Annotated in this window: 15 protein-coding genes; 3 read left to right on the top strand and 12 right to left on the bottom strand. The window is 64.3% G+C overall.

The annotated features are described in order from the left end of the window. Nucleotides 1–69: 69 nt before the first annotated feature. From PspTeo4_RS18075 to PspTeo4_RS18050, 6 genes are all read right to left on the bottom strand, one after another. Nucleotides 70–1401: a DUF3426 domain-containing protein gene (locus tag PspTeo4_RS18075; RefSeq protein ID WP_322365288.1), complete on the bottom strand. Its 1332-nt coding sequence runs from the start codon at nucleotides 1399–1401 to the stop codon at nucleotides 70–72. 42 nt (nucleotides 1402–1443) lie between these two features. Beyond that, a complete protein-coding gene (gene prmA / locus PspTeo4_RS18070) occupies nucleotides 1444–2322 on the bottom strand; it encodes a 50S ribosomal protein L11 methyltransferase (RefSeq protein ID WP_322365286.1) in 879 nt (292 codons plus the stop codon). A 433-nt stretch (nucleotides 2323–2755) separates the two neighbouring features. After that, entirely contained in the window at nucleotides 2756–3862 is a 1107-nt protein-coding gene (locus tag PspTeo4_RS18065) for an acetoin dehydrogenase dihydrolipoyllysine-residue acetyltransferase subunit (RefSeq protein ID WP_322365285.1), read from the bottom strand. Further along, nucleotides 3859–4881: an alpha-ketoacid dehydrogenase subunit beta gene (locus PspTeo4_RS18060; RefSeq protein WP_322365284.1), complete on the bottom strand. Its 1023-nt coding sequence runs from the start codon at nucleotides 4879–4881 to the stop codon at nucleotides 3859–3861. The genes PspTeo4_RS18065 and PspTeo4_RS18060 overlap by 4 nt, the downstream gene beginning before the upstream one ends. 32 nt (nucleotides 4882–4913) lie before the next feature. After that, nucleotides 4914–5891 (bottom strand): thiamine pyrophosphate-dependent dehydrogenase E1 component subunit alpha, encoded by a 978-nt coding sequence (locus PspTeo4_RS18055; protein WP_322365283.1) that lies wholly within the window; start codon nucleotides 5889–5891, stop codon nucleotides 4914–4916. Between the two features lie 22 nt (nucleotides 5892–5913). Next, the gene (locus PspTeo4_RS18050) at nucleotides 5914–6969 is read right to left on the bottom strand and encodes an ATP-NAD kinase family protein (protein WP_322365282.1); all 1056 of its coding nucleotides are present in this window, start codon (nucleotides 6967–6969) and stop codon (nucleotides 5914–5916) included. Between the two features lie 280 nt (nucleotides 6970–7249). Here PspTeo4_RS18050 and PspTeo4_RS18045 point away from each other — a divergent pair, with 280 nt between their 5' ends. After that, nucleotides 7250–9103, top strand: a complete 1854-nt coding sequence (locus tag PspTeo4_RS18045) for a sigma-54-dependent Fis family transcriptional regulator (protein ID WP_322365281.1) — start codon at nucleotides 7250–7252, stop codon at nucleotides 9101–9103. Nucleotides 9104–9436: 333 nt separating this feature from the next. Here the strand turns inward: PspTeo4_RS18045 and accC are convergent, their stop codons facing one another. The 6 genes from accC to PspTeo4_RS18015 form a co-directional block, all read right to left on the bottom strand. After that, complete coding sequence (accC, locus tag PspTeo4_RS18040) at nucleotides 9437–10792, bottom strand: acetyl-CoA carboxylase biotin carboxylase subunit (protein WP_322365280.1); 1356 nt, start codon at nucleotides 10790–10792, stop codon at nucleotides 9437–9439. A 17-nt stretch (nucleotides 10793–10809) separates the two neighbouring features. Then, a complete protein-coding gene (accB, locus tag PspTeo4_RS18035; protein WP_322365279.1) occupies nucleotides 10810–11274 on the bottom strand; it encodes an acetyl-CoA carboxylase biotin carboxyl carrier protein in 465 nt (154 codons plus the stop codon). Nucleotides 11275–11374: 100 nt separating this feature from the next. Further along, nucleotides 11375–11827, bottom strand: a complete 453-nt coding sequence (gene aroQ, locus PspTeo4_RS18030) for a type II 3-dehydroquinate dehydratase (protein ID WP_008093086.1) — start codon at nucleotides 11825–11827, stop codon at nucleotides 11375–11377. 179 nt (nucleotides 11828–12006) lie between these two features. Next, nucleotides 12007–13785: a protein-disulfide reductase DsbD gene (locus PspTeo4_RS18025; protein ID WP_322365278.1), complete on the bottom strand. Its 1779-nt coding sequence runs from the start codon at nucleotides 13783–13785 to the stop codon at nucleotides 12007–12009. A 214-nt stretch (nucleotides 13786–13999) separates the two neighbouring features. After that, nucleotides 14000–15847, bottom strand: a complete 1848-nt coding sequence (locus PspTeo4_RS18020; protein ID WP_416196983.1) for a methyl-accepting chemotaxis protein — start codon at nucleotides 15845–15847, stop codon at nucleotides 14000–14002. A gap of 228 nt (nucleotides 15848–16075) precedes the next feature. Further along, the gene (locus PspTeo4_RS18015; protein ID WP_322365276.1) at nucleotides 16076–17692 is read right to left on the bottom strand and encodes a diguanylate cyclase; all 1617 of its coding nucleotides are present in this window, start codon (nucleotides 17690–17692) and stop codon (nucleotides 16076–16078) included. A gap of 249 nt (nucleotides 17693–17941) precedes the next feature. Here PspTeo4_RS18015 and PspTeo4_RS18010 point away from each other — a divergent pair, with 249 nt between their 5' ends. Next, nucleotides 17942–19009, top strand: coding sequence for a DUF2333 family protein (locus PspTeo4_RS18010; RefSeq protein WP_322365275.1), 1068 nt, complete (start codon nucleotides 17942–17944; stop codon nucleotides 19007–19009). Between the two features lie 2 nt (nucleotides 19010–19011). Next, nucleotides 19012–19560, top strand: coding sequence for an NUDIX hydrolase (locus tag PspTeo4_RS18005; protein ID WP_322365274.1), 549 nt, complete (start codon nucleotides 19012–19014; stop codon nucleotides 19558–19560). Nucleotides 19561–19708: the final 148 nt, after the last annotated feature.

Below are 19708 nucleotides of genomic sequence, written 5' to 3'. Positions count from 1 at the left end.
AAGCCACAAGCAGAAGCTGACCGCTGATCGGCTCGCTTTTCTTGTGGCCTGCAGCTTGCGGCTTGAAGCTTACTCGGGAGAGCGGAAGCTGAGGCTGTAGTTCACGGCCTTGGGCCCCGGGTCCAGGATGTCCAGGGCGATATGGATCGGGGTCTGGCTGGGCATTTCGCCACGCCCGGCCAGTTCACCGGAAAGGTACTCGCTGGGTTTGAAGCGACGGCTGGCGATCAACTGGCCGTTGAGGTCGGCAAAACGCAGCTCCAGCAGCGGGAACGGCTGGGCGAATGGCGCACGGTTGTAGATGATTGCGTCGACGATCAGCGCCCCTTTGAAGTCGGGGTGGCTGCGCACCACCAGGTTGCTGCTCTTGATGCGGGAAATGTCGACGCGGGTTGGCACCTCGCAGCCAAGCAGCGGGCAGATTTGCTGGAACCACGGGCGGTACTGGTCCTGGCGAGCCATCTCGTCGAAATGGAACCAGATGTACTGGAAGGCCAGCAGACCGGCGGCCAGCAATGTCAGTACGCCCCACAACAGGCGCTTGCCCCAGTTGGCCCGGGGTTTTTCCCAGTCCAGTTGCAGAGGGTCGTCGACCACATCGACCAACGGTTCCTTGCGCGTAGGGCGCTCGGCCATGGCGACCAGGTCGGGTTCGATGCGCTCGCCTGGTACCGGCTCGAGCGGTTCATCGTCGCGGGCCGACAGGTGCAGATCGGTATCGTCATCGTCCCGGGCACTTAGACCTTTGACGTGGATTTCATCATCAAGCACCGACAGGTGCTCGCCGAAGGTTTCCTGCGCTTCGACCTCGGCGCTGGTCCGCGCTGGCGGCTCATCGTCGAGGTCCAGGTCCAGGGTTGTCCCCAAAGTGGGTTCGGTACGGTCTCCGGGTTCAGGCTCCAGCTCCAGAGGCTCCTGCTCCAGCAATACCGGGGCAGGCTCCGATGCTGCATGTGGCTCCAGCGGTTCGTCGGTCGCTGTGCCGAACGGTTCGTCTGCCACACCGGGCGAGGTTGGTTCGTCACGACGGGCGTGCAGTGCTTCATCCGCGCTCGGCGTCTGAGGTTCGACGGATTTGCCGCGGCGCTCGAGTCGGGCCAGTTCCTGGTCCAGGTCGAGCGCGTCCAGCGCTTGTGCGGTGGCGGCCCAGTCAGCCGGCTCGGCAGCGGGTTCGCTGACCGGCGGCAACGGCGCGACCGCCGGCGCAGCTTCAGGCTCTGCCGGGGCCACCGGCGCGCGGGCGGTGCCTGCGCGGTTCTGCTCCAACAGTTGCTTGGCCGCGTTGAACACCTGCAGGCAGTGGCCGCAGCGCACGACACCGCGTGCCACGCTCAACTGGTGATGGGTGACGCGAAAGCTGGTCTGGCAATGCGGGCACTGGGTGACGAAACTGTCGGTCATGCGGCGGTCCGGGAGCTATGCAGAGGAGTATTTTAGGCCCGCTTAGCGGCGGCGACCACTGATGCGCACCCAGCCGTCGCGCACGACGATCGGGTCCAGGTCGAAGTCGGCGGCGTAGGCTGCGGCCACTTCCTCACCCTGCTCGGCGAGGATGCCCGACAGCGCCAGCAGGCCGCCTTGGCGAACCAGACCGGACAACTGCGGTGCCAGCGAAACCAGCGGGCCGGCCAGGATGTTGGCGACCAGCACGTCGGCCTGCATGGCTGGCATGTGCCCGGGCAGGTACAGCGCGAGCTTCTCATCGGCGATGCCGTTGCGCTGGGCATTGTCACGGGAAGCTTCGATGGCTTGCACGTCGATATCGGTACCGACCGCCTCGCGGGCGCCCAGCAGCAGCGCGGCGATAGCCAGGATGCCCGAGCCGCAGCCGAAGTCCAGCACCTGGGTGCCTTCGAGCTGTTGGCCGTCGAGCCATTCCAGGCACAGGGCGGTGGTCGGGTGGGTGCCGGTGCCGAAGGCCAGGCCCGGGTCGAGCAGCAGGTTGACCGCGTCTTTCTCGGGTGCCTCGTGCCAGCTTGGCACGATCCACAGGCGCTGGCCGAAGCGCATCGGCTGGAAGTTGTCCATCCAGCTGCGTTCCCAGTCCTGGTCCTCGATCACTTCGGCCTGGTGCTCGGGCAACTCGGCGCCGGTCAGCAGGCGCAGGTGGGCGAACACCTGCTCTGGCTCGGCATCGGCCTCGAACAGGGCCAGCAGATGAGTGTGCGACCACAGCGGGGTGGTGTTGAGGTCGGGCTCGAAGATCGGTTGATCTTCGGCATCCATGAACGTCACCGAGACGGCGCCCACTTCAAGCAGGGCGTCTTCGTAGGTTTCGGCTTGTTCCGGGCTGATGGCCAGGCGTACTTGCAGCCAAGGCATGGCGGGCACCTTTGGTAAATCGACAGGGGCAGCCCGAGGCTGCGCGAAGGCTGGCAGTTTACGCGAGTGCGGGGGGTTTGTAGAGCAGGGGTCAGTCTTGAGACCGTATATGGGGCGCAAGGTGTTTGCCGGTGGATTTGTGTTGCTTGGGAGATCGAGCGCCGCCCGCGCGGCGCATCGCGAGCAAGGCTCGCTCCTACGTTCGTTTACGGCCAATAACGCCTGTGACAGACGCGCGCGACCGCCTTGTGTGTACGACTCGATATCAAGCCATGCGCCAAGGCGTTCGCGCGCAAATCCCACAGGCATAACTAGCCCGAAACAAACGTAGGAGCGAGCCTTGCTCGCGATGCGCCGCGCGGGCGGCGCTCGATCTCGATCCCACCAAAAGACGCTCGCCTGGCACCCGCTCGAAAACCTGAACTCACCAGGCTCAGTGCTTGCGCAAAAATGCCAGTAGCCGCTCGTTGACCTGTTCAGCCGCCTCCATCTGCACCATGTGGCCAACATTAGGCAGGATCAGGGTTTCGGCCTCCACCCCATCGGCATGAGTTGCTGGAATGATCGCGTCCTCAGCACCCCAGACCACCAGTGCCGGATGCTGGCCTAACACGTCACGCAGGTTATGCCGCTGCCTGTCACCTTCGGCGATGGCTGAGCGCAGCTGCCGCAGCGCCTCATCCACACCTTCCAGGCGCTTGAACTTGAGCATGTCTTCGAGCATCTGCCGGGTAACCAGCCCTGAGTCGGCAAACAGTTGGCTCAGCTGTGGCTTGAGAGCGTTGCGGTTGGCCGCATCGACGAAGCCTTGCAGGTATTGCCCGTTGATCGCTTCGCCCAGCCCGGCACTGGCGACCAGGCACAAGCTCGCTACCCGTTGCGGCGCCAGGCGCGCCACGTTCAAGCTGACCGCGCCGCCCATGGAGTGCCCGGCCAGGTGAGCGCGCGGGATATCCAGGTGGTCGAGCAGTGCCAACACCGTTTCGCTCAGCTCATCGAGATCGCCCCGCCGCAGAGCCTTGGCCGACTCACCATGGCCGGGCAAATCGAGGGCGATCACCCGGCGTTCGGTGGCCAGGGCCGGGTGGTTGAACAGCCAGTTGTTGAGGTCGCCGCCGAAGCCGTGCACCAGCACCAGTGGCGTGCCACCCTCACCCAGCTCGAACCAGCGCAGCAGGCGGCCTTCCACCTCGGCTTTCTGTGGTGCTGGCCCTTGAGCCTGGTCGGCGCCGCCATCGGCCACGAACTCGGCCTGGAAACGCTGCACCACCGCGTCGATCTCGGCTTCCTCGGCCTCACCTTCCACCACCACGGCAAGCAAAGCCCCCACCGGCAGGGTCTCGTCCGGCTGGGCGATCAGCCGACGCAACACGCCACTGAAAGGCGCCTCGACGCTGCTGCTGATCTTGTCGGTCTCGACGTCCAGTACCTCGTCGCCCTTGTTGATCTCGTCACCTTCCTGCTTCAGCCAGGTGTCGACCCGGCCCTCGGTCATCGACAGGCCCCACTTGGGCATGGTCAGGGTATGGATCTGGCTCATGCGGCGCTCCTTGCGGCTTCGATCACCTTGCGCACGGCTGCCTCGATTTTTGCAGCGTCCGGGATGTACAAATCTTCAAGGGCATCAGAGAACGGCACGGGTGTATGCGGCGCGGTGACCATCTCGATGGGGCCTTTGAGCGAGCCGAACGCTTTCTGTGCGACCAGCGCGCTAATGTCGGTGGCCATGGAGCAGCGCGGGTTGGCTTCGTCGATCACCACCAGGCGGCCGGTCTTTTCCACGCTTTCGAGGATGCTGTCTTCGTCCAGCGGGCTGGTGGTGCGCAGGTCCAGCACTTCGCAGTCGATGCCCTGGCGCGCCAGGTTGTTGGCCGCCTCCATCGCTACATGGACCATGCGGCCGTAGGTGACCAAGGTCACGTCGTCGCCGTCGCGCAGGAAGTTGGCCTCGCCGAAAGGCACGGTGTAGACCTCTTCCGGCACCTCGCCCTGCATGCTGTAGAGCAGCTTGTGCTCGCAGAAGATCACCGGGTCGTTGTCGCGGATGGCCTGAATCAGCAGGCCCTTGGCGTCGTAGGGGGAAGAGGGGCAGACCACTTTCAGGCCGGGGATGTGGGTCCACAGCGAGGTGAGCATCTGCGAATGCTGTGCCGCCGCACGCAGCCCGGCGCCGTACATGGTGCGCATCACCAGTGGGGTGACAGCCTTGCCGCCGAACATGTAGCGGAACTTGGCGGCCTGGTTGAGGATCTGGTCCAGGCAGCAACCGGCAAAGTCGACGAACATCAGTTCGCACACCGGGCGCAGGCCCTGGGTGGCGGCACCGACGGCGGCGCCGACGTAACCGATTTCGGACAGCGGCGCGTCCAGCACGCGGCCAGGGAACTGGTGGTAGAGGCCTTTGGTCACGCCAAGCACGCCACCCCAGGCGTCGTCCTCGCCGGGGGCGCCGGCACCGCCTGCTACGTCTTCGCCGATGATGAACACGCTGCTGTCGCGGCGCATTTCCTGGGCCAGGGCTTCGTTGATGGCCTGCTGGTAGCTGATCTTTCTTGCCATGGTGGTTCTCCTGTTGTTCTTGTTGTCCGGGCTCAGGGGTAGGTGACGTAGACGTCGGTGAGCAGGTCGGCAGGCTGTGGCTTGGGATCTGACTTGGCGCGGCGCACGGCGTCTTCGATCAGGTCCTCGACGCGGGCGTCGATGGCATCGAGCTGGTCGTGGGTGAGCAGGCCAGCGCGGGTGGTCTTGTTGCGGAACTGCAGCAGGCAGTCGCGCTGTTCGCGCAGGTTTTTCACTTCGTCCGGGGCGCGGTAGGTTTGCGCATCACCCTCGAAGTGGCCGTAGTAGCGGCTGAGCTTGACCTCGATCAGCGACGGGCCCTGGCCCGAACGGGCGCGCTCGACGGCCGCGGCAGCCGCTTCGTGCACGGCGAAGAAGTCGAAGCCATCGATGGTGACCCCGGGCATGCCAAAGCCGGCGGCGCGGTCGGCGATGTGGTCGCAGGCCACCGACCAGGTCGAAGCGGTGGCTTCGGCATAGCCATTGTTTTCGGCGACGAAGATGCAGGGCAGGTTCATGATCGAGGCCAGGTTCATCGCCTCGAACACCGCGCCTTCGTTGGAGGCGCCATCGCCGAAGAATGCCACCGAGACGTCGTCACGGCCCTTGAGCTTGGCGGCCAGGGCGGCGCCGGCCACCAGCGGTGCGCCAGCACCGACGATGCCGTTGGCGCCGAGCATGCCTTTTTCCAGGTCGGCGATGTGCATCGAGCCGCCCTTGCCGCCGCACACGCCGGTCTTCTTGCCGTAGATCTCGGCCATCATGCCGTACACATCCACGCCCTTGGCGATGCAGTGGCCGTGGCCACGGTGGGTCGAGGCGATGCAGTCGCTGTCACGCAGGTGGGCCATGACTCCGGCGGCGGAGGCTTCTTCGCCGGCATAGAGATGAACGAAGCCGGGGATTTCGCCGGTGGCGAACTCCACGTGCAGGCGCTCTTCAAAGGCGCGGATGGTGCGCATCACTTCGTAGGCATGTAGCAACTGTTCGGAACTGAGGTGAGTGGACATCTTGTTGTTCTCCAGGGTTGTCTCAACACGGGGTTGCAGGGTGCAGCCGGTGGCCGCGCGGAACGGCCAGCAGGTGATGGCGTGCGGCATGGGCCAGCACGGCCTCGACATCCACGGTCAGCGGGCCTTGGTGGTCGAGGGTGATGGTGGGGTGATCGCCTTCGGCGAACTCGATCTCGCGTTCACCGTCCAGGGCCAGGGTGCCACTGGCGAGGCTCAAGCCATGGGGCACGCCAGGCGCCAGAAAGCCGGAAGCGGTGATCCCGCAACCTTGCAGCAGGCCGGGGGCCAGGGGCGCCAGCAGGGCATGCTCGGCCCCAGGGTTCAGGCGTACCCAGGCACCTTGCGGCGCTTGGCGCGACACCGGGCACCACAGGCCGCACAAGGACGACAGGCCGATGGCGTGGGGTTCGGCGAAGCAGGCAAAGACTTCGCTCAGGTCTTCGCTGCGGCTCAGGGCGCGGGCACCGACAAAGCGTTGGGGCGATACCGCGACTTCCACCAAGGCCCATTCACAGAGGTTTTGCCGGGGGACGTGCACCAACAGGCGCTTGTTGCGGCGCAGGCTGATCGTGGTCGGCACCTGCCCACTGGCAACCAGGCCGCCGGCCAAGCCTGCACTGGTGGCTTCGCGCAGTTCGGGGAACGCATTGTTGGTGCCGGTGGACAGTGTCAGCAGCGGTACGTCCCCGGCTTCGGCGGCAACTGCCTTGTGGGTGCCGTCGCCACCGAGCACCGCGATCATGGCCACGCCACGCTCGACCATCTGACGGACGGCCAGGCGGGTGTCGGCAACGGTCTGGGTCAGGGGCAGGTCGAGCAGTTCCAGCGTCGGCCAGTGCTGGTCGCGGGCTATTGGGCCGTGGCTGGCCTTGAGCACGGCGGCAGCGATGCCGGTCATGTCCGTGGGCATCAGCACCTGGCTCACCCCGGTGGCGCCGAAGGCTGCGAGCAGCCGCTGGATAGCGGATGCCTTGTCGGTGCTCGAGTAAAGCCCTGCGTTGGCGGTCAGGCGACGCAGGTCGCGTCCTGAGGCAGGGTTGGCAATGATCCCGACTGTCGGGGCGGGTTGCGGCATGGCGCACCTCGTATTTTTGTTTGCCAGGGCTGGAGCAAAGTGGGTGCCAGCTTTCTGCGGATGCCTCGGAATGCTCGTTCCAGAGCGGTTTATGCGCTTGCGGTCAGTGGTTTTGAGTGGCGTTCACGAGACGCCGGGTGCCAGGCATCGACGGCTTTCGACGAGACGCTGAGACGCTGCGTCTCAAGCTGGCCGGCAAACACACAGTGCTTGAAGGGGATTGCCCACAAGCGCTTAATGGCGGCACAACGACAAGAAAGATGAGAACCGGAGGGCCCCAATGCTTGCCGCGAACTCCCGAGCCCATGTCGACTGCGTCAGCCGGGTGCTGAAGAACGCCGACCGCCTGCCCCAGGCGCCGGTGCCGCCGCTGATCCTCGACTCATGGCGCCGTTCCATGGAGCTGTACCGCCTAGACCCCGGCTCCCAGCAGGGGCCGCGCATCCTGTCCCAAAGCCTGCTCAACGAATGCCGTGAACGTGCCGAACTGTTTCTGCGTATTGCCAGCGATGCGGTGGCAAGGCTGCACGAACGTGTGCGCGGCGCCGATTACTGTGTGTTGCTGACCGACGCCCAGGGCCGCACCATCGACTACCGGGTCGAGTCCGCCATCCGTAACGACTGTCGCAAGGCCGGGTTGTATCTGGGTACCTGCTGGTCGGAGGGTGAGGAGGGGACCTGTGGCGTAGCGGCAGTGCTGACCAGCAAGGCCCCGGTCACCGTGCACAAGCGCGATCACTTTCGTGCCGCCTTCATTGGCCTGACCTGCACGGCGGCGCCGGTGTTCGACCCGCAGGGCGAGTTGTTGGGAGTGGTGGATGTTTCCGCCCTGCAATCGCCGGACGACCGTCGTAGCCAGCACCTGATACGCCAGTTGGTCGAACAGACCGCCCGCGAGATCGAGAATGCCTTTTTCATGCACAGCGCCCAGGGCCACTGGGTGATGCGCGCCCACGGCACGCCGGGGTATGTCGAGAGCCAGCCGGACTACCTGCTGGCCTGGGACGCCGACGGCCGCCTGCAGGCAATCAACAGCCTGGCTCGCGAACGGCTGTTGGCCCGCCATGGGCGTTTGCCTGAGCACATCGGCGAGTTGTTCGACCTGGACCAGCTGCGTCGTGCCAATGAGGCCTCTGCCCAGCATCTGCCGGGCTGGGGCGGGTTGTACGGTCGGGTGAGTGCGCCCCGGCGGCGTGAGCGTGCGCAGCCTGTGCGCCAGGCTCAGGACCCGCGTATCGAGCAGCACTTGCGCCTGGCCACGCGGGTCAAGGACTGCAACCTGGCTGTGCTGGTGCAGGGCGAAACTGGCGCGGGCAAGGAGGTGTTCGCCCGCCAGTTGCACCAGCAGAGTCAGCGCCGGGCAGGCCCTTTCGTCACGCTCAACTGCGCGGCGATCCCAGAGAGCCTGATCGAGAGCGAGCTGTTCGGCTATGTTGCCGGCGCATTCACCGGGGCATCGAACAAGGGCATGCAGGGGCTGATGCAGCAGGCCGATGGCGGCACGTTGTTTCTCGACGAAATCGGTGACATGCCGCTTAACCTGCAAACCCGTCTGCTGCGTGTGCTGGCTGAGGGCGAGGTTGCACCCTTGGGTGCGGCGCGGCGCGAGCGGGTGGATATCCAGGTGATCTGTGCCACGCACCGGGACCTGACGGGCATGGTGGCGCAGGGACGGTTCCGGGAAGATTTGTATTTCCGCCTGGCCAACGCCAGGTTCGAATTGCCGCCACTGCGCGAGCGGGAGGATCGGCTGGGGTTGATCCATCAAATGCTGGCCGAGGAGGCTGAGGCCTGTGGGGTTGAGGTGGATCTGGCTGACGATGCGTTGCAGGCGCTGTTGATCTATCGCTGGCCGGGTAACCTCAGGCAGCTGCGTCAGGTGCTGCGTTATGCCTGCGCGGTGTGTGAGGGCGGGCAGGTGCGGCTTGAAGACTTGCCGCAGGAGGTGCGTGCAGATGCGGTGCCCGCAGGGCAGGCCGTTCAATCATGCCCGGCGCGGCAGCTGTTGCTCGATGCACTGATTCGCCACCGCTGGAAACCGGCCGATGCGGCGCGAGCGTTGGGCATTTCGCGGGCGACCTTGTACCGGCGGGTGCATGAGCACCGGATCGAGATGCCGCGGATGAAGGGGTGAGTGCTCGCCACGATATTTTCAGCGTCTGTGAGATCGAGCGCCGCCCGCGCGGCGCATCGCGAGCAAGGCTCGCTCCTACGCTTGTTTCGGGCCAATTATTCCTGGGGGATTTGCGCGCGAACGCTTTGGCGCATGGCACGATATCGCGTCGTACAAACAAGGCGGTCGCGCGCGCCTGTCACAGGCGTTACTGGCCCGAAACAAACGTAGGAGCGAGCCTTGCTCGCGATGCGCCGCGTGGGCGGCGCTCGGTCGCACAGGCGGCACACCTCTAAAGACAGGCAATAAAAAACCCCGGACAAGTCCGGGGTTTTCATGCATCACGCTACTCGATCACTCTTCGTTAGCGAGTTTGTGCTCGAGGTAGTGGATGTTGACGCCGCCTTTGCAGAAACCTTCATCACGCACCAGGTCGCGGTGCAATGGGATGTTGGTCTTGATGCCGTCGACGACGATCTCGTCCAGGGCATTGCGCATGCGCGCCATGGCTTCGTCGCGGTCCTTGCCGTAGGTGATCAGCTTGCCGATCAGCGAGTCGTAGTTCGGCGGAACCGAGTAACCGCTGTACAGGTGCGAATCGACGCGAACGCCGTTGCCGCCTGGTGCGTGGAAGTGCTTCACCTTGCCTGGGCTCGGGATGAACTTCTTCGGGTCTTCGGCGTTGATACGGCATTCCAGCGAGTGACCACGGATGACCACGTCTTCCTGGCGGAACGACAGCTTGTTGCCAGCGGCGATGCTCAGCATCTCCTTGACGATGTCGATACCGGTGACCATTTCCGACACCGGGTGCTCAACCTGCACACGGGTGTTCATCTCGATGAAGTAGAAACGGCCGTTTTCGTACAGGAATTCGAAGGTACCGGCACCGCGGTAGCCGATCTCGATGCACGCATCGACGCAACGCTTGAAGACTTCCTGACGGGCCTTCTCGTCGATGCCCGGTGCAGGTGCTTCTTCCAGAACCTTCTGGTGACGGCGCTGCAGCGAGCAGTCACGGTCGCCCAGGTGGATGGCGTTGCCCTGGCCGTCGGACAGTACCTGAACTTCCACGTGACGTGGGTTGGTCAGGAACTTCTCCAGGTAGACCATCGGGTTGCCGAAGGCCGCACCGGCTTCGGTACGGGTCAGCTTGGCCGAGGCGATCAGGTCTTCTTCCTTGTGCACCACGCGCATGCCGCGACCACCACCGCCACCGGCGGCCTTGATGATCACCGGGTAGCCGACGTCACGAGCGATTGCCAGGGCAACCTCTTCGTCTTCCGGCAGTGGGCCATCGGAGCCTGGAACGGTCGGTACGCCCGACTTGATCATCGCGTCCTTGGCCGAAACCTTGTCGCCCATCAGGCGAATGGTGTCGGCTTTCGGGCCGATGAAGGCGAAACCGGACTTCTCGACCTGCTCGGCGAAATCGGCGTTTTCCGCCAGGAAGCCGTAGCCAGGGTGGATGGCGGTAGCGCCTGTCACTTCAGCGGCAGCGATGATCGCCGGGATGTGCAGGTACGAATCTTTGGACGAAGCAGGACCAATGCAGACCGACTCGTCTGCCAGGCCCAGGTGCATCAGTTCACGGTCGGCCGTGGAGTGTACGGCGACGGTCTTGATGCCCAGCTCTTTGCAGGCACGCAGGATCCGCAGGGCAATTTCCCCACGGTTGGCGATCAGGACTTTTTCCAGCTTCCCAGACATCGTTGGCTCTCCGCGAATCAAACGATGGTGAACAGCGGCTGGTCGAACTCAACCGGCTGGCCGTCTTCCACCAGGATGGCGTCGATGACGCCGCCGATATCGGCTTCGATGTGGTTCATCATCTTCATGGCTTCGACGATGCACAGGGTGTCGCCCTTTTTCACCGACTGGCCAACTTCAGCGAAGTTTGGCGAGGTCGGCGATGGCTTGCGGTAGAAAGTACCGACCATCGGCGAACGGATAACGGTGCCTTTCAGGGCAGGAGCGGCGGCAGCGGCTTCAGCAGCCGGGGCAGCGGCGGCAGCGACCGGAGCGGCAACAGGCGCGGCGGCCATTGGAGCCGGTGCGTAGAATTGTTGGCCAACTGGGGTTTTGCTGTGACGGCTGATACGGACCGACTCTTCGCCTTCCTTGATCTCCAGTTCGTCGATGCCAGACTCTTCCAGCAGTTCGATCAGTTTCTTGACTTTACGGATATCCATTAATCATCAACTCCCAAGGTTCGGTCAGGGGGCGTAATTGAAAACGTGTTTAAAAACGTTTCTCTCGTACCCCGGCCCACTTAGGCCGAGGTCTCTATCATCAGGGCTGTGCGTTGGCAGCCAGTTGTTCCAGTGCAGACTCCAGGGCCAGGCGATAACCGCTGGCGCCCAGACCGCAAATCACCCCTACGGCCACATCGGAGAAGTAGGAGTGGTGACGGAACGGTTCGCGTTTGTGCACGTTGGAGAGGTGCACTTCGATGAATGGGATGCTCACTGCGAGCAATGCGTCACGTAATGCGACGCTTGTGTGCGTGAAAGCAGCCGGATTGATCAGGATGAAGTCCACACCCTCGTTGCGTGCGGCGTGAATACGGTCAATCAGTTCGTACTCGGCATTGCTCTGCAGGTACTGCAGATGGTGGCCAGCGGCGCGGGCGCGCTGCTCCAGGTCCTGGTTGATCTGGGCCAGGGTCACGGCGCCGTAGTGGCCCGGTTCGCGGGTCCCGAGCAGGTTCAGGTTGGGGCCGTGGAGCACCAATAGGGTTGCCATCTGCGGATTCCTTGAATTTGTAGGGCAATTCGACACAGCGCGGCGAGTGTGCCGCAAAGCGGCAGCAAGTGTCCAGTTCCCTGCAATAGCCAGCACGTTGTCCGAGGTTCGCGCGAAGTATGTGACCAAATAATTAAATCTGGTCACTCTATTGAGGTTTTTTTACAGCACGCGGGAAGTTATAGACCGAGTTTGCCGCGCACGCGCGCAAGAACCTGCGCAAAATCGCCGGCATTTATCTCGCCAATCACCCGATCAGCGGTCATTTCGCTGCCGTTCGCCGCAAAGAACATCAGCGCAGGCGGGCCGAACAGCTGGTAGCGGTCGAGCAGGCTGCGCTGTTCGGCGTTGCTATCGGTGATGTCGAAGCGCAGCAAGCGGAAGGCGCCCAGTTGCGATTGAACCTGCGGTGCGTTGAGCACTTCATGCTCGATCACCTTGCAACTGATGCACCAGTCGGCGTACCAGTCCAGCAGCACCGGCTGGCCGGCGGCCTTGGCCTCGGCCAGCGCCGCATCGAGAGCGGCGGGGGTAGTCAGGGTCTCCCAGGCATCCGCTTTGGCCGCCGTGGTGGCAGGCCCAGCCCCGGCCAACACCGGAGCAGGCAGTGGCCGCAGCGGGTCGCCGCGACCGCTCAGGGCGCCGTACCAGCAGGCCAGGGCATAGACCAGCAGCGCCAGGCCCAGCAGTTGTGCCAGGCGTTGGCGTGGTGTTTTGATCACGAACTCCAGGGCGCCGAGGAACAGTGCCACCCCGGCAGCCAGGAAACCGACCAGCAGCAAGGTGGCCGGCCCCGGCAGAACGCGGCTGAGCAAGCCGATGGCCAGGCCCAGCAGCAATACGCCGATGGCGTTTTTCACAGTGTTCAGCCAAGGGCCGCTCTTCGGCAGCCAGGCCGCGCCGCCCGTGGCGACCAGCAACAGCGGGGCACCCATGCCAAGGCCCAGGGCGAACAGTTTGAGGGCGCCGCCCAGGGCATCGCCACTGGCGCTGATGTACAGCAGAGCACCGGCCAGCGGAGCCGACACGCACGGCGATACCAGCAGGCTGGACAGTACGCCCAACACCGCCGCGCCCAGCAGTGAACCGCCCCTGACGCTGTTGGCGAAGTGGTTCAGGCGGCCGCTCAGCGCTTGAGGCAGTTTCAGCTCGAACAGGCCGAACATGGCCAGGGCGAACAGCACGAAGAACAGCGCGAACGGTACCAGCACCCACGCAGACTGCAGGCGTGCCTGCAAATTGAGGCTGGCACCGAACACGCCCATCAAGGCACCGAGCACGGCGAACGAAGCGGCCATCGGCAGCACATAGGCCAGCGACAGGCTGAACCCACGCCACCCACCCACCTGGCCGCGCAGCACTACGCCCGACAGGATCGGCAGCATTGGCAGCACGCAAGGGGTGAAGGTCAGGCCGACTCCGGCGAGGAAGAACAACAGCAGCGACTGCCAGTTCCAGGCCTTGTCAGTGGCAGGCGAGCTGGCGCTGCCGCTGCCGTCGATGCTCAGGCGTTCGGTTTCAGGCGGGTAGCACAGGCCTTTGTCGGCGCAGCCCTGGTAGCTCACCAGCAAGGTGAAGGCGCGTTGGTCGCTGGCCGATCGTGGTATCTCGATGTCGAGTACACCGTGGTAGACCTCGACGTCGCCGAAAAACTCGTCGTGCTTGGGCTCGCCCTTGGGGATCTGTGGTGTGCCCAGGGCGACGTCGGCAGGCTCGCTGCGGAACTGGAAGCGGTGGCGATACAGGTAGTAGCCGTCGGTAGCGATGAAGCGCAGCTTGATGGTCTGGGCATCGCCTTGGATCAGGCTGAGCTTGAAGGCTTCATGGACAGGCAGGAAGTCGGCGCTGTTGGACAGCGAGGCGGCGCCGAGGGTGGCGCTGGGGCGGTTGTCGAGCAGGCCTGAGGCGAAGGCGGGGCTGGCCAGCAGCAGGAATAGCAGGAAAAACAGGCGGCGCATGGCGGACTCGCGAGGTGGAACTTGCTGGGCATGATAGCGGAGTTGAGGTGAGTTGGGTTGTGGGGGGAAGGAGGGCGATACTCGGGGCCGGCTCGTCTATTGCCTGAACCTGCCCTTTCGCGGGTAAACCCGCTCCCACAGGGGGATCGCCGATATTGATGTTTGCGACTGGCCTGTGGGAGCGGGTTTACCCGCGAATGCTGCGCCTCGAGTGTTACAGGCGAAACGCCCCCACTGCCCGGTTCAACTCACCCCCCAGCACAAGCAATTGCTCCCCTTGCTCGCGCCCTTCGCCAATGCGCTGCAGGTTGTCCTCGCCCAAGGCATGAATCCGCTCACTGTGGTCGCGGATCTCACTCACGGCGCCGCTCTGCTGGGCGGTGACGTCGGCGATCCGGATAGCCGTGGCGGAGATCGTGCGGATCGCGCTGACGATCTCGTCCAGCGCGCCATCGGCGGCCTGGGCCTGGTCGGCAGTGGCTTCTGCGTGTTCGAGCTGGGCCCGCATGCCCGCCACCGACTCACGCGCAGCCTGTTGCAGCCGGTCGATCAACGCCTGGATTTCTCCAGTGGCGCCAGTGGTGCGCTGGGCCAGCGAACGCACTTCGTCGGCGACCACGGCAAAGCCCCGGCCCATTTCCCCGGCGCGGGCGGCTTCGATAGCGGCATTGAGGGCCAGCAGGTTGGTCTGCTCGGCAATCGAGCGGATGACCGTCAGGACGCCCCCGATGGTGGCCGACTCTTCCGCCAACTGCTCGATCATGCGGGCGTTGCCTTGTACTTCGTCCACCAGTTCGCGCAGGCCCGACAGGCTTTGGCCGATGACGGCCTGGCCCTGTTCCACAGCACGGCCGGCATCGCGGCTGGCATCTGCGGCCGAGCTGGCATCGCCTGCGACCTGCACGATGGTCGATTCCAGCTCGCCAAGCGCATCGCGAATCTGCCCGGTGTCGCCGGCCTGGCGTTCGGCGCCGTCGTGCAGGGCCGCGCTCATGCCGGCCAGGGCATGGCTGCTGCCCGCCACCTGCTCGGCGTTGTGGCGGATGGTGCCGACCAGTTCCACCAGATACTGGCGCAGGCGGTTGAGCGACTCCTGAATGTCCTGCAGCTCCCGGTTGCTCTTGCCCAGGGCGATGGCCTTGGCGAAGTCGCCTTCGGCCCAGTGTGACAGGGCCGGCGCCAGGCTGGTGAGGGTGCGAGCCAAGCGCCGCTGCAGGGTGTCGATCAGCAGTGCAATCAGCAGGATCACGCCAATCATCAGGCCCTGGATGATTCGCACTTCGTTGGCGATCTTGCCGTGCTGGCTGCGCACCTCCGGCTCCAGGGCGGCGATCGCCTGTTGTACGGCATCGAGGCGCTCGTTGGTGCTGGTGGCCAGGGCCGTGCGGCGTTCGATCTGCTCACGGGTACGCTGCAGTTCGGCCGGGTAGCGGTTGAGCAGGCTCTGCAACTCGCGTTTCAGGCCAACGGCAATGTCTTCCTGCTGCTCGCTGGCCTGGCTCTGAAGGCCCATCATGGCGGCGAAGTCATCGGCGCCCGATTCCGCTGCTCGGGTCACGCCCAGCAGTGGCAGGCCATCGATGATCTGGGCCTGGGCGCGAATGAGCTGCAGCTCGCGTTCCACTTCATCGGCCAGCTCGGCGCGGCCGCTGCTGACCAGTTTGTCGCGGGCCAACGACAGGCGGCCCAGGTGCACCGTGGCGTCCAGAACCGGGGCCAGGTAACGGTTGGCTTCGGCGCTGCCGCTGTCGCGTGCATAGCCAGCCAGTTGCTCGAAGTTCGCCCCCAGTTCACGTTCGGCCTGCAACAGCAGCGCCTGTGGGTCGCCGGCCAGTTTGCCAGCGGCGAGCAGTTCGTTGCTGGTAAAGGCTTGCAGGCTACCGAGGCTGGGGCTCAGTTTGCCGGCCAGGTCTTCGGGCCACTCGGCGAGAGAGGCCTGCAACTGCTTGTTGGCCTCCACCGCCGCAGCATGGCGCAGGGCGTCACCGCTGCCGAGGTAGGCCTGGATATTGCGGGCGGCGTCATTCTGGAACTGCCGGGACAGGCCCAGGTAGCGTTCCATCAATTGGTAGGGACGTTCCAGGGCGCGTTGCGACCACCACAGGGTCGCGCCCAGGGCAATACACACGGTCACCAGCAACAGGGTGTTGAAATTGGTCAGCCACTTCAGGCGCATAGCCGCGAACTTCCTGCGGGGGGAGTGGAGAGGTAGGTGCCTGAAGTTATTGCGGTTTTATGACGCGGTGATGACGGGCAGGGCTTGGCGCCAGAAAAAAGTGGCTATGTGCCTTTATGGTTCGACCCTGACCACGCAGTTACGTCCTGCATGCTTGGCCCGATACAACGCTTCGTCCGCGGCACTGGCCATGGTCAGGGCGTCCAGGTCGTCATCCAGCTGCACGACGCCTGCGCTGAAGGTGCACTGCAGGTCGTGTGGCTGAGCCGGGTAGAGAATCTCGGCGAAGCGCCGGCGGATTTCGTCCAGCACCTTGTGCGCCGCATCCAGCGAGGTGTTGGGCATGACAATGGCGAACTCTTCGCCGCCGTAGCGGCCGATGAAGTCGGTCTTGCGCAGCCGTTGCTTGAGAAACAGCGCCAGGCTCTTGATTACCCGGTCACCCATGGGGTGGCCATGGCGGTCGTTGATCTTCTTGAAGTGGTCGATGTCGAGCATGGCGAAGCTCAACGGCTGTTCTTCGCGGCGGGCGCGAAAGCTGCAGTCTTCGAGCAATTGCAGGATGTGCGTGTGGTTGTACAGCCCGGTGAGGCTGTCGCGGACCATGCGCGCCTTGAGGTGGCGGGCGCGGGCGGCACGATTGCGCACGGTGGTGATCAGCTGACGTGAACGGATCGGCTTGGTCAGGAAGTCGTCGCCGCCTTCGCTCATGGCGTCGAGTTGCTTGTCCAGGTCGTCCTCGGCAGACAGGTAGATGATCGGCACGCTCACATAACGGTCGTTGTGGCGAATCACCTTGGCCAGTTCGGTGCCGGTGCAGGCCGGCATGTACATGTCGAGGATTACCAGATCGGGCTGGAAGTCGGCCAACTCGGCCATGGTACGGATCGGGTCGTTCAGGCTGCGGGTGATCATGCCGGCGCTGTTGAGCTGCCGCTCGGTGTGCAGGGCCTGGGCGCGCGAGTCGTCGATGATCAGCACGCGAAACGGGTCGTACTGGGTGGCGCTGGTCAGCAGTTCGACCTTCTCCAGCAGGCTGGAGGCCTCCAGGGTGCCAGTGAGAAACTCCTGGCCGCCGGCGCGCACGGCGGCCAGGCGGGTTGGTGTGTCGGTTTCCTGGTGGCTGAAGAACAGCAGCGGAATGTGTTGCTCCAGGCCTTGCTGGGCCTGGGCGGCCAGTTGCAGGCCGAGGCCGGGGCCGGTGAAGTCGACATCCATGACGATGGCCGACGGCAGGCGTTCTTTCATCGAAGCCTGGAAAGCATCGGCGCTGAACAGGGCCTCGACGCCCAGACCAAAGAATTCCAGTTGCTGGGCCAGGCGCTCGGCCCGGTCATGGTCCTGCAACAGGATGTACACCGGCTTGCGCAAGGGCGGCAGGGGCACCTGGTCCAGTTGGTCGCCCTTGCGCAGCCCGGTGCGCGACAGACGTTGCATCAGGCGGTTGAGCTCGCCGATCAGCTGCGAGTTGAGCTGTGCGCTGTTGGCCTCGATGGCCTGCAGGGTCTGGCCGATGGCTGTCGACAGGTTGCTATGCTCAGGCTGCTCGAAGCGCTCGGCGTAGCGTTGCAGGCGCAGGTTAGCCTCGCGCAGTTCGCCCAGATCGCCGTCCGACCATTCGCCACGCTGCAGCCGCTGCCAGATCTCGAGGATCTGTCTGGCCTGAAGAATCACACGCTGGGCAAAGTGCTGCTTGAGGCGCTCGTGGCTCGGCTCGGCTGTTTGGCTCATGTCCTGACTACTTATTAGTTGGGGATGTGCAGGTGCAATGATGGCTCTATGCTAGCAGTTCTTTTCCGACGAGTGAGTGCCCTGCATCAACAAAGGGTTCAGAACGAATATTCAGTTGCCGACTCATTGGTCGCTTATGCGTACGGCGGTGTCTGCTTTATAGTGCTGCCACGCGGGCTTGCCGTGGCACCCTGGCCCTGGCCTGTGGTCCAAGCCCCTGAACCGTCGTGACTGATTAAGGACAAAGCCATGCTGGATTGGAAAAACCGCGAGGCCAAAGCCGAGCCCCGCGAGCGTGTCGATGGCCGTGGCGCCGCGGCCCGCAGCTACCTTGGTGGCCTCTGGAGCCGTGCGCTGGGCACGTTGATTGGCCTGTACCTGCTGGTCTGCATCGGCCTGGGCTGGTACTGGAGCCAGGAGCCCGAGCTGTTCCCGGTGCAGCAGAGTGCCCAGGCCGCAGCTGAGAAAAATGGCCAGCAGATGGTCGTGGGCTACACCACCATCGAGACCCTGAAGACGGTCGCCCAGACCTTGCTGGACAAGCCAGGCGGCTACATTTCCAACGACCGCTTCCCGCCAGGGCTGTGGATGGACAACATGCCGAGCTGGGAATACGGCGTGCTGGTCCAGGTGCGTGACCTGTCCCGCGCGCTGCGCAAGGACTTCGCCCGTTCGCAGTCGCAATCCACCGAAGACGCCGACCTGGCCAAGGCCGAGCCGCGTTTCAACTTCGACAACAAGAGCTGGATCCTGCCATCGAGCGAGTCGGAGTTCGAAGAAGGCATCAAGTCGTTGAGCCGCTACCAGGCGCGCCTGGCCAAGGGCGACCAAGGCGCGATCTTCTATACCCGCGCCGACAACCTCAACAACTGGCTGGGTGATGTGGCGACCCGCCTGGGTTCGTTGTCACAGCGCCTGTCGGCCAGTGTTGGCCGGGTCAAGCTCAACAGCACCCTGAAGACCGAGTCGGTCCAGCCAGGCCAGGCACCGCAGCTCGACGAAGAGCTGGTGGAAACGCCTTGGCTGCAGATCGACAACGTGTTCTACGAAGCCCGTGGCCAGGCCTGGGCGCTGTCGCACCTGCTGCGCGCTATCGAGGTGGACTTCGCCGATGTACTGGCGAAGAAGAACGCCACGGTCAGCGTACGCCAGATCATCCGTGAGCTGGAGGCGTCCCAGGAGGCGCTGTGGAGCCCGATGGTGCTCAACGGCAGTGGCTTCGGCATGTGGGCCAACCACTCGCTGGTAATGGCCAACTATATCTCCCGTGCCAACGCAGCGGTGATCGACCTGCGTCAGCTGCTGTCGCAGGGCTGATCATGGCCATCGACCCCAAGGAGGCTGCCCACCGGGCGGCCTCCGACCGTGAACTGGTCGCCTGGGTGGATGAAGCCGATCAGGTCCTCGGCGCCTTGCCCAGGGCCGAGTTGCGTGAGCGCGGCCTGATCGGTCGCTGCACCTTCATCCTGCTGTTCAACGGTGCCGGTGAGCTGTGCGTGCACCGGCGTACCTTGAGCAAGGCGCTGTACCCAGGTTATTGGGATGTGGCGGCGGGCGGCATGGTGACGGCGGGGGAGGCGTACGCCGAGTCCGCCGCGCGGGAGCTGGCCGAGGAGCTGGGGATCGAAGGCGTCGAGTTGCGCTTCCATGAGCGCTTCTACTTCGACCAGCCGGATAACCGCTTGTGGTGCGCGGTGTATTCGGCGGTGTCCGATGCGCCCTTGCGGTTGCAACCTGAAGAGGTGATCGAGGCGAAGTTCGTCGGCATCGAACAGGCAGAGGCCGAAAGCCTGAGCAAGCCGTATTGCCCGGACTCGTTGGCGGCTTTGCAGCGCTACAAGGCCAGTCTGTCAGCAGGTAATGCTTGAGCTGGCCTCTTCGCGGGTAAACCCGCTCCCGCAGGTGCTCCACTGCCATAAAGTCCAGTGAAGTACCTGTGGGAGCGGGTTTACCCGCGAAGGGTCGCAAAACATTCGCAAAATGGCGCATTCCAGTACTTAGCAAACGCCAGATTTA

The sequence above is a fragment of the Pseudomonas sp. Teo4 genome (assembly GCF_034387475.1).
Lineage (GTDB): Bacteria > Pseudomonadota > Gammaproteobacteria > Pseudomonadales > Pseudomonadaceae > Aquipseudomonas.
The sequence above is the reverse complement of the archived record's forward strand: the minus strand, read 5'-3'. Positions and strand labels throughout refer to the sequence as shown.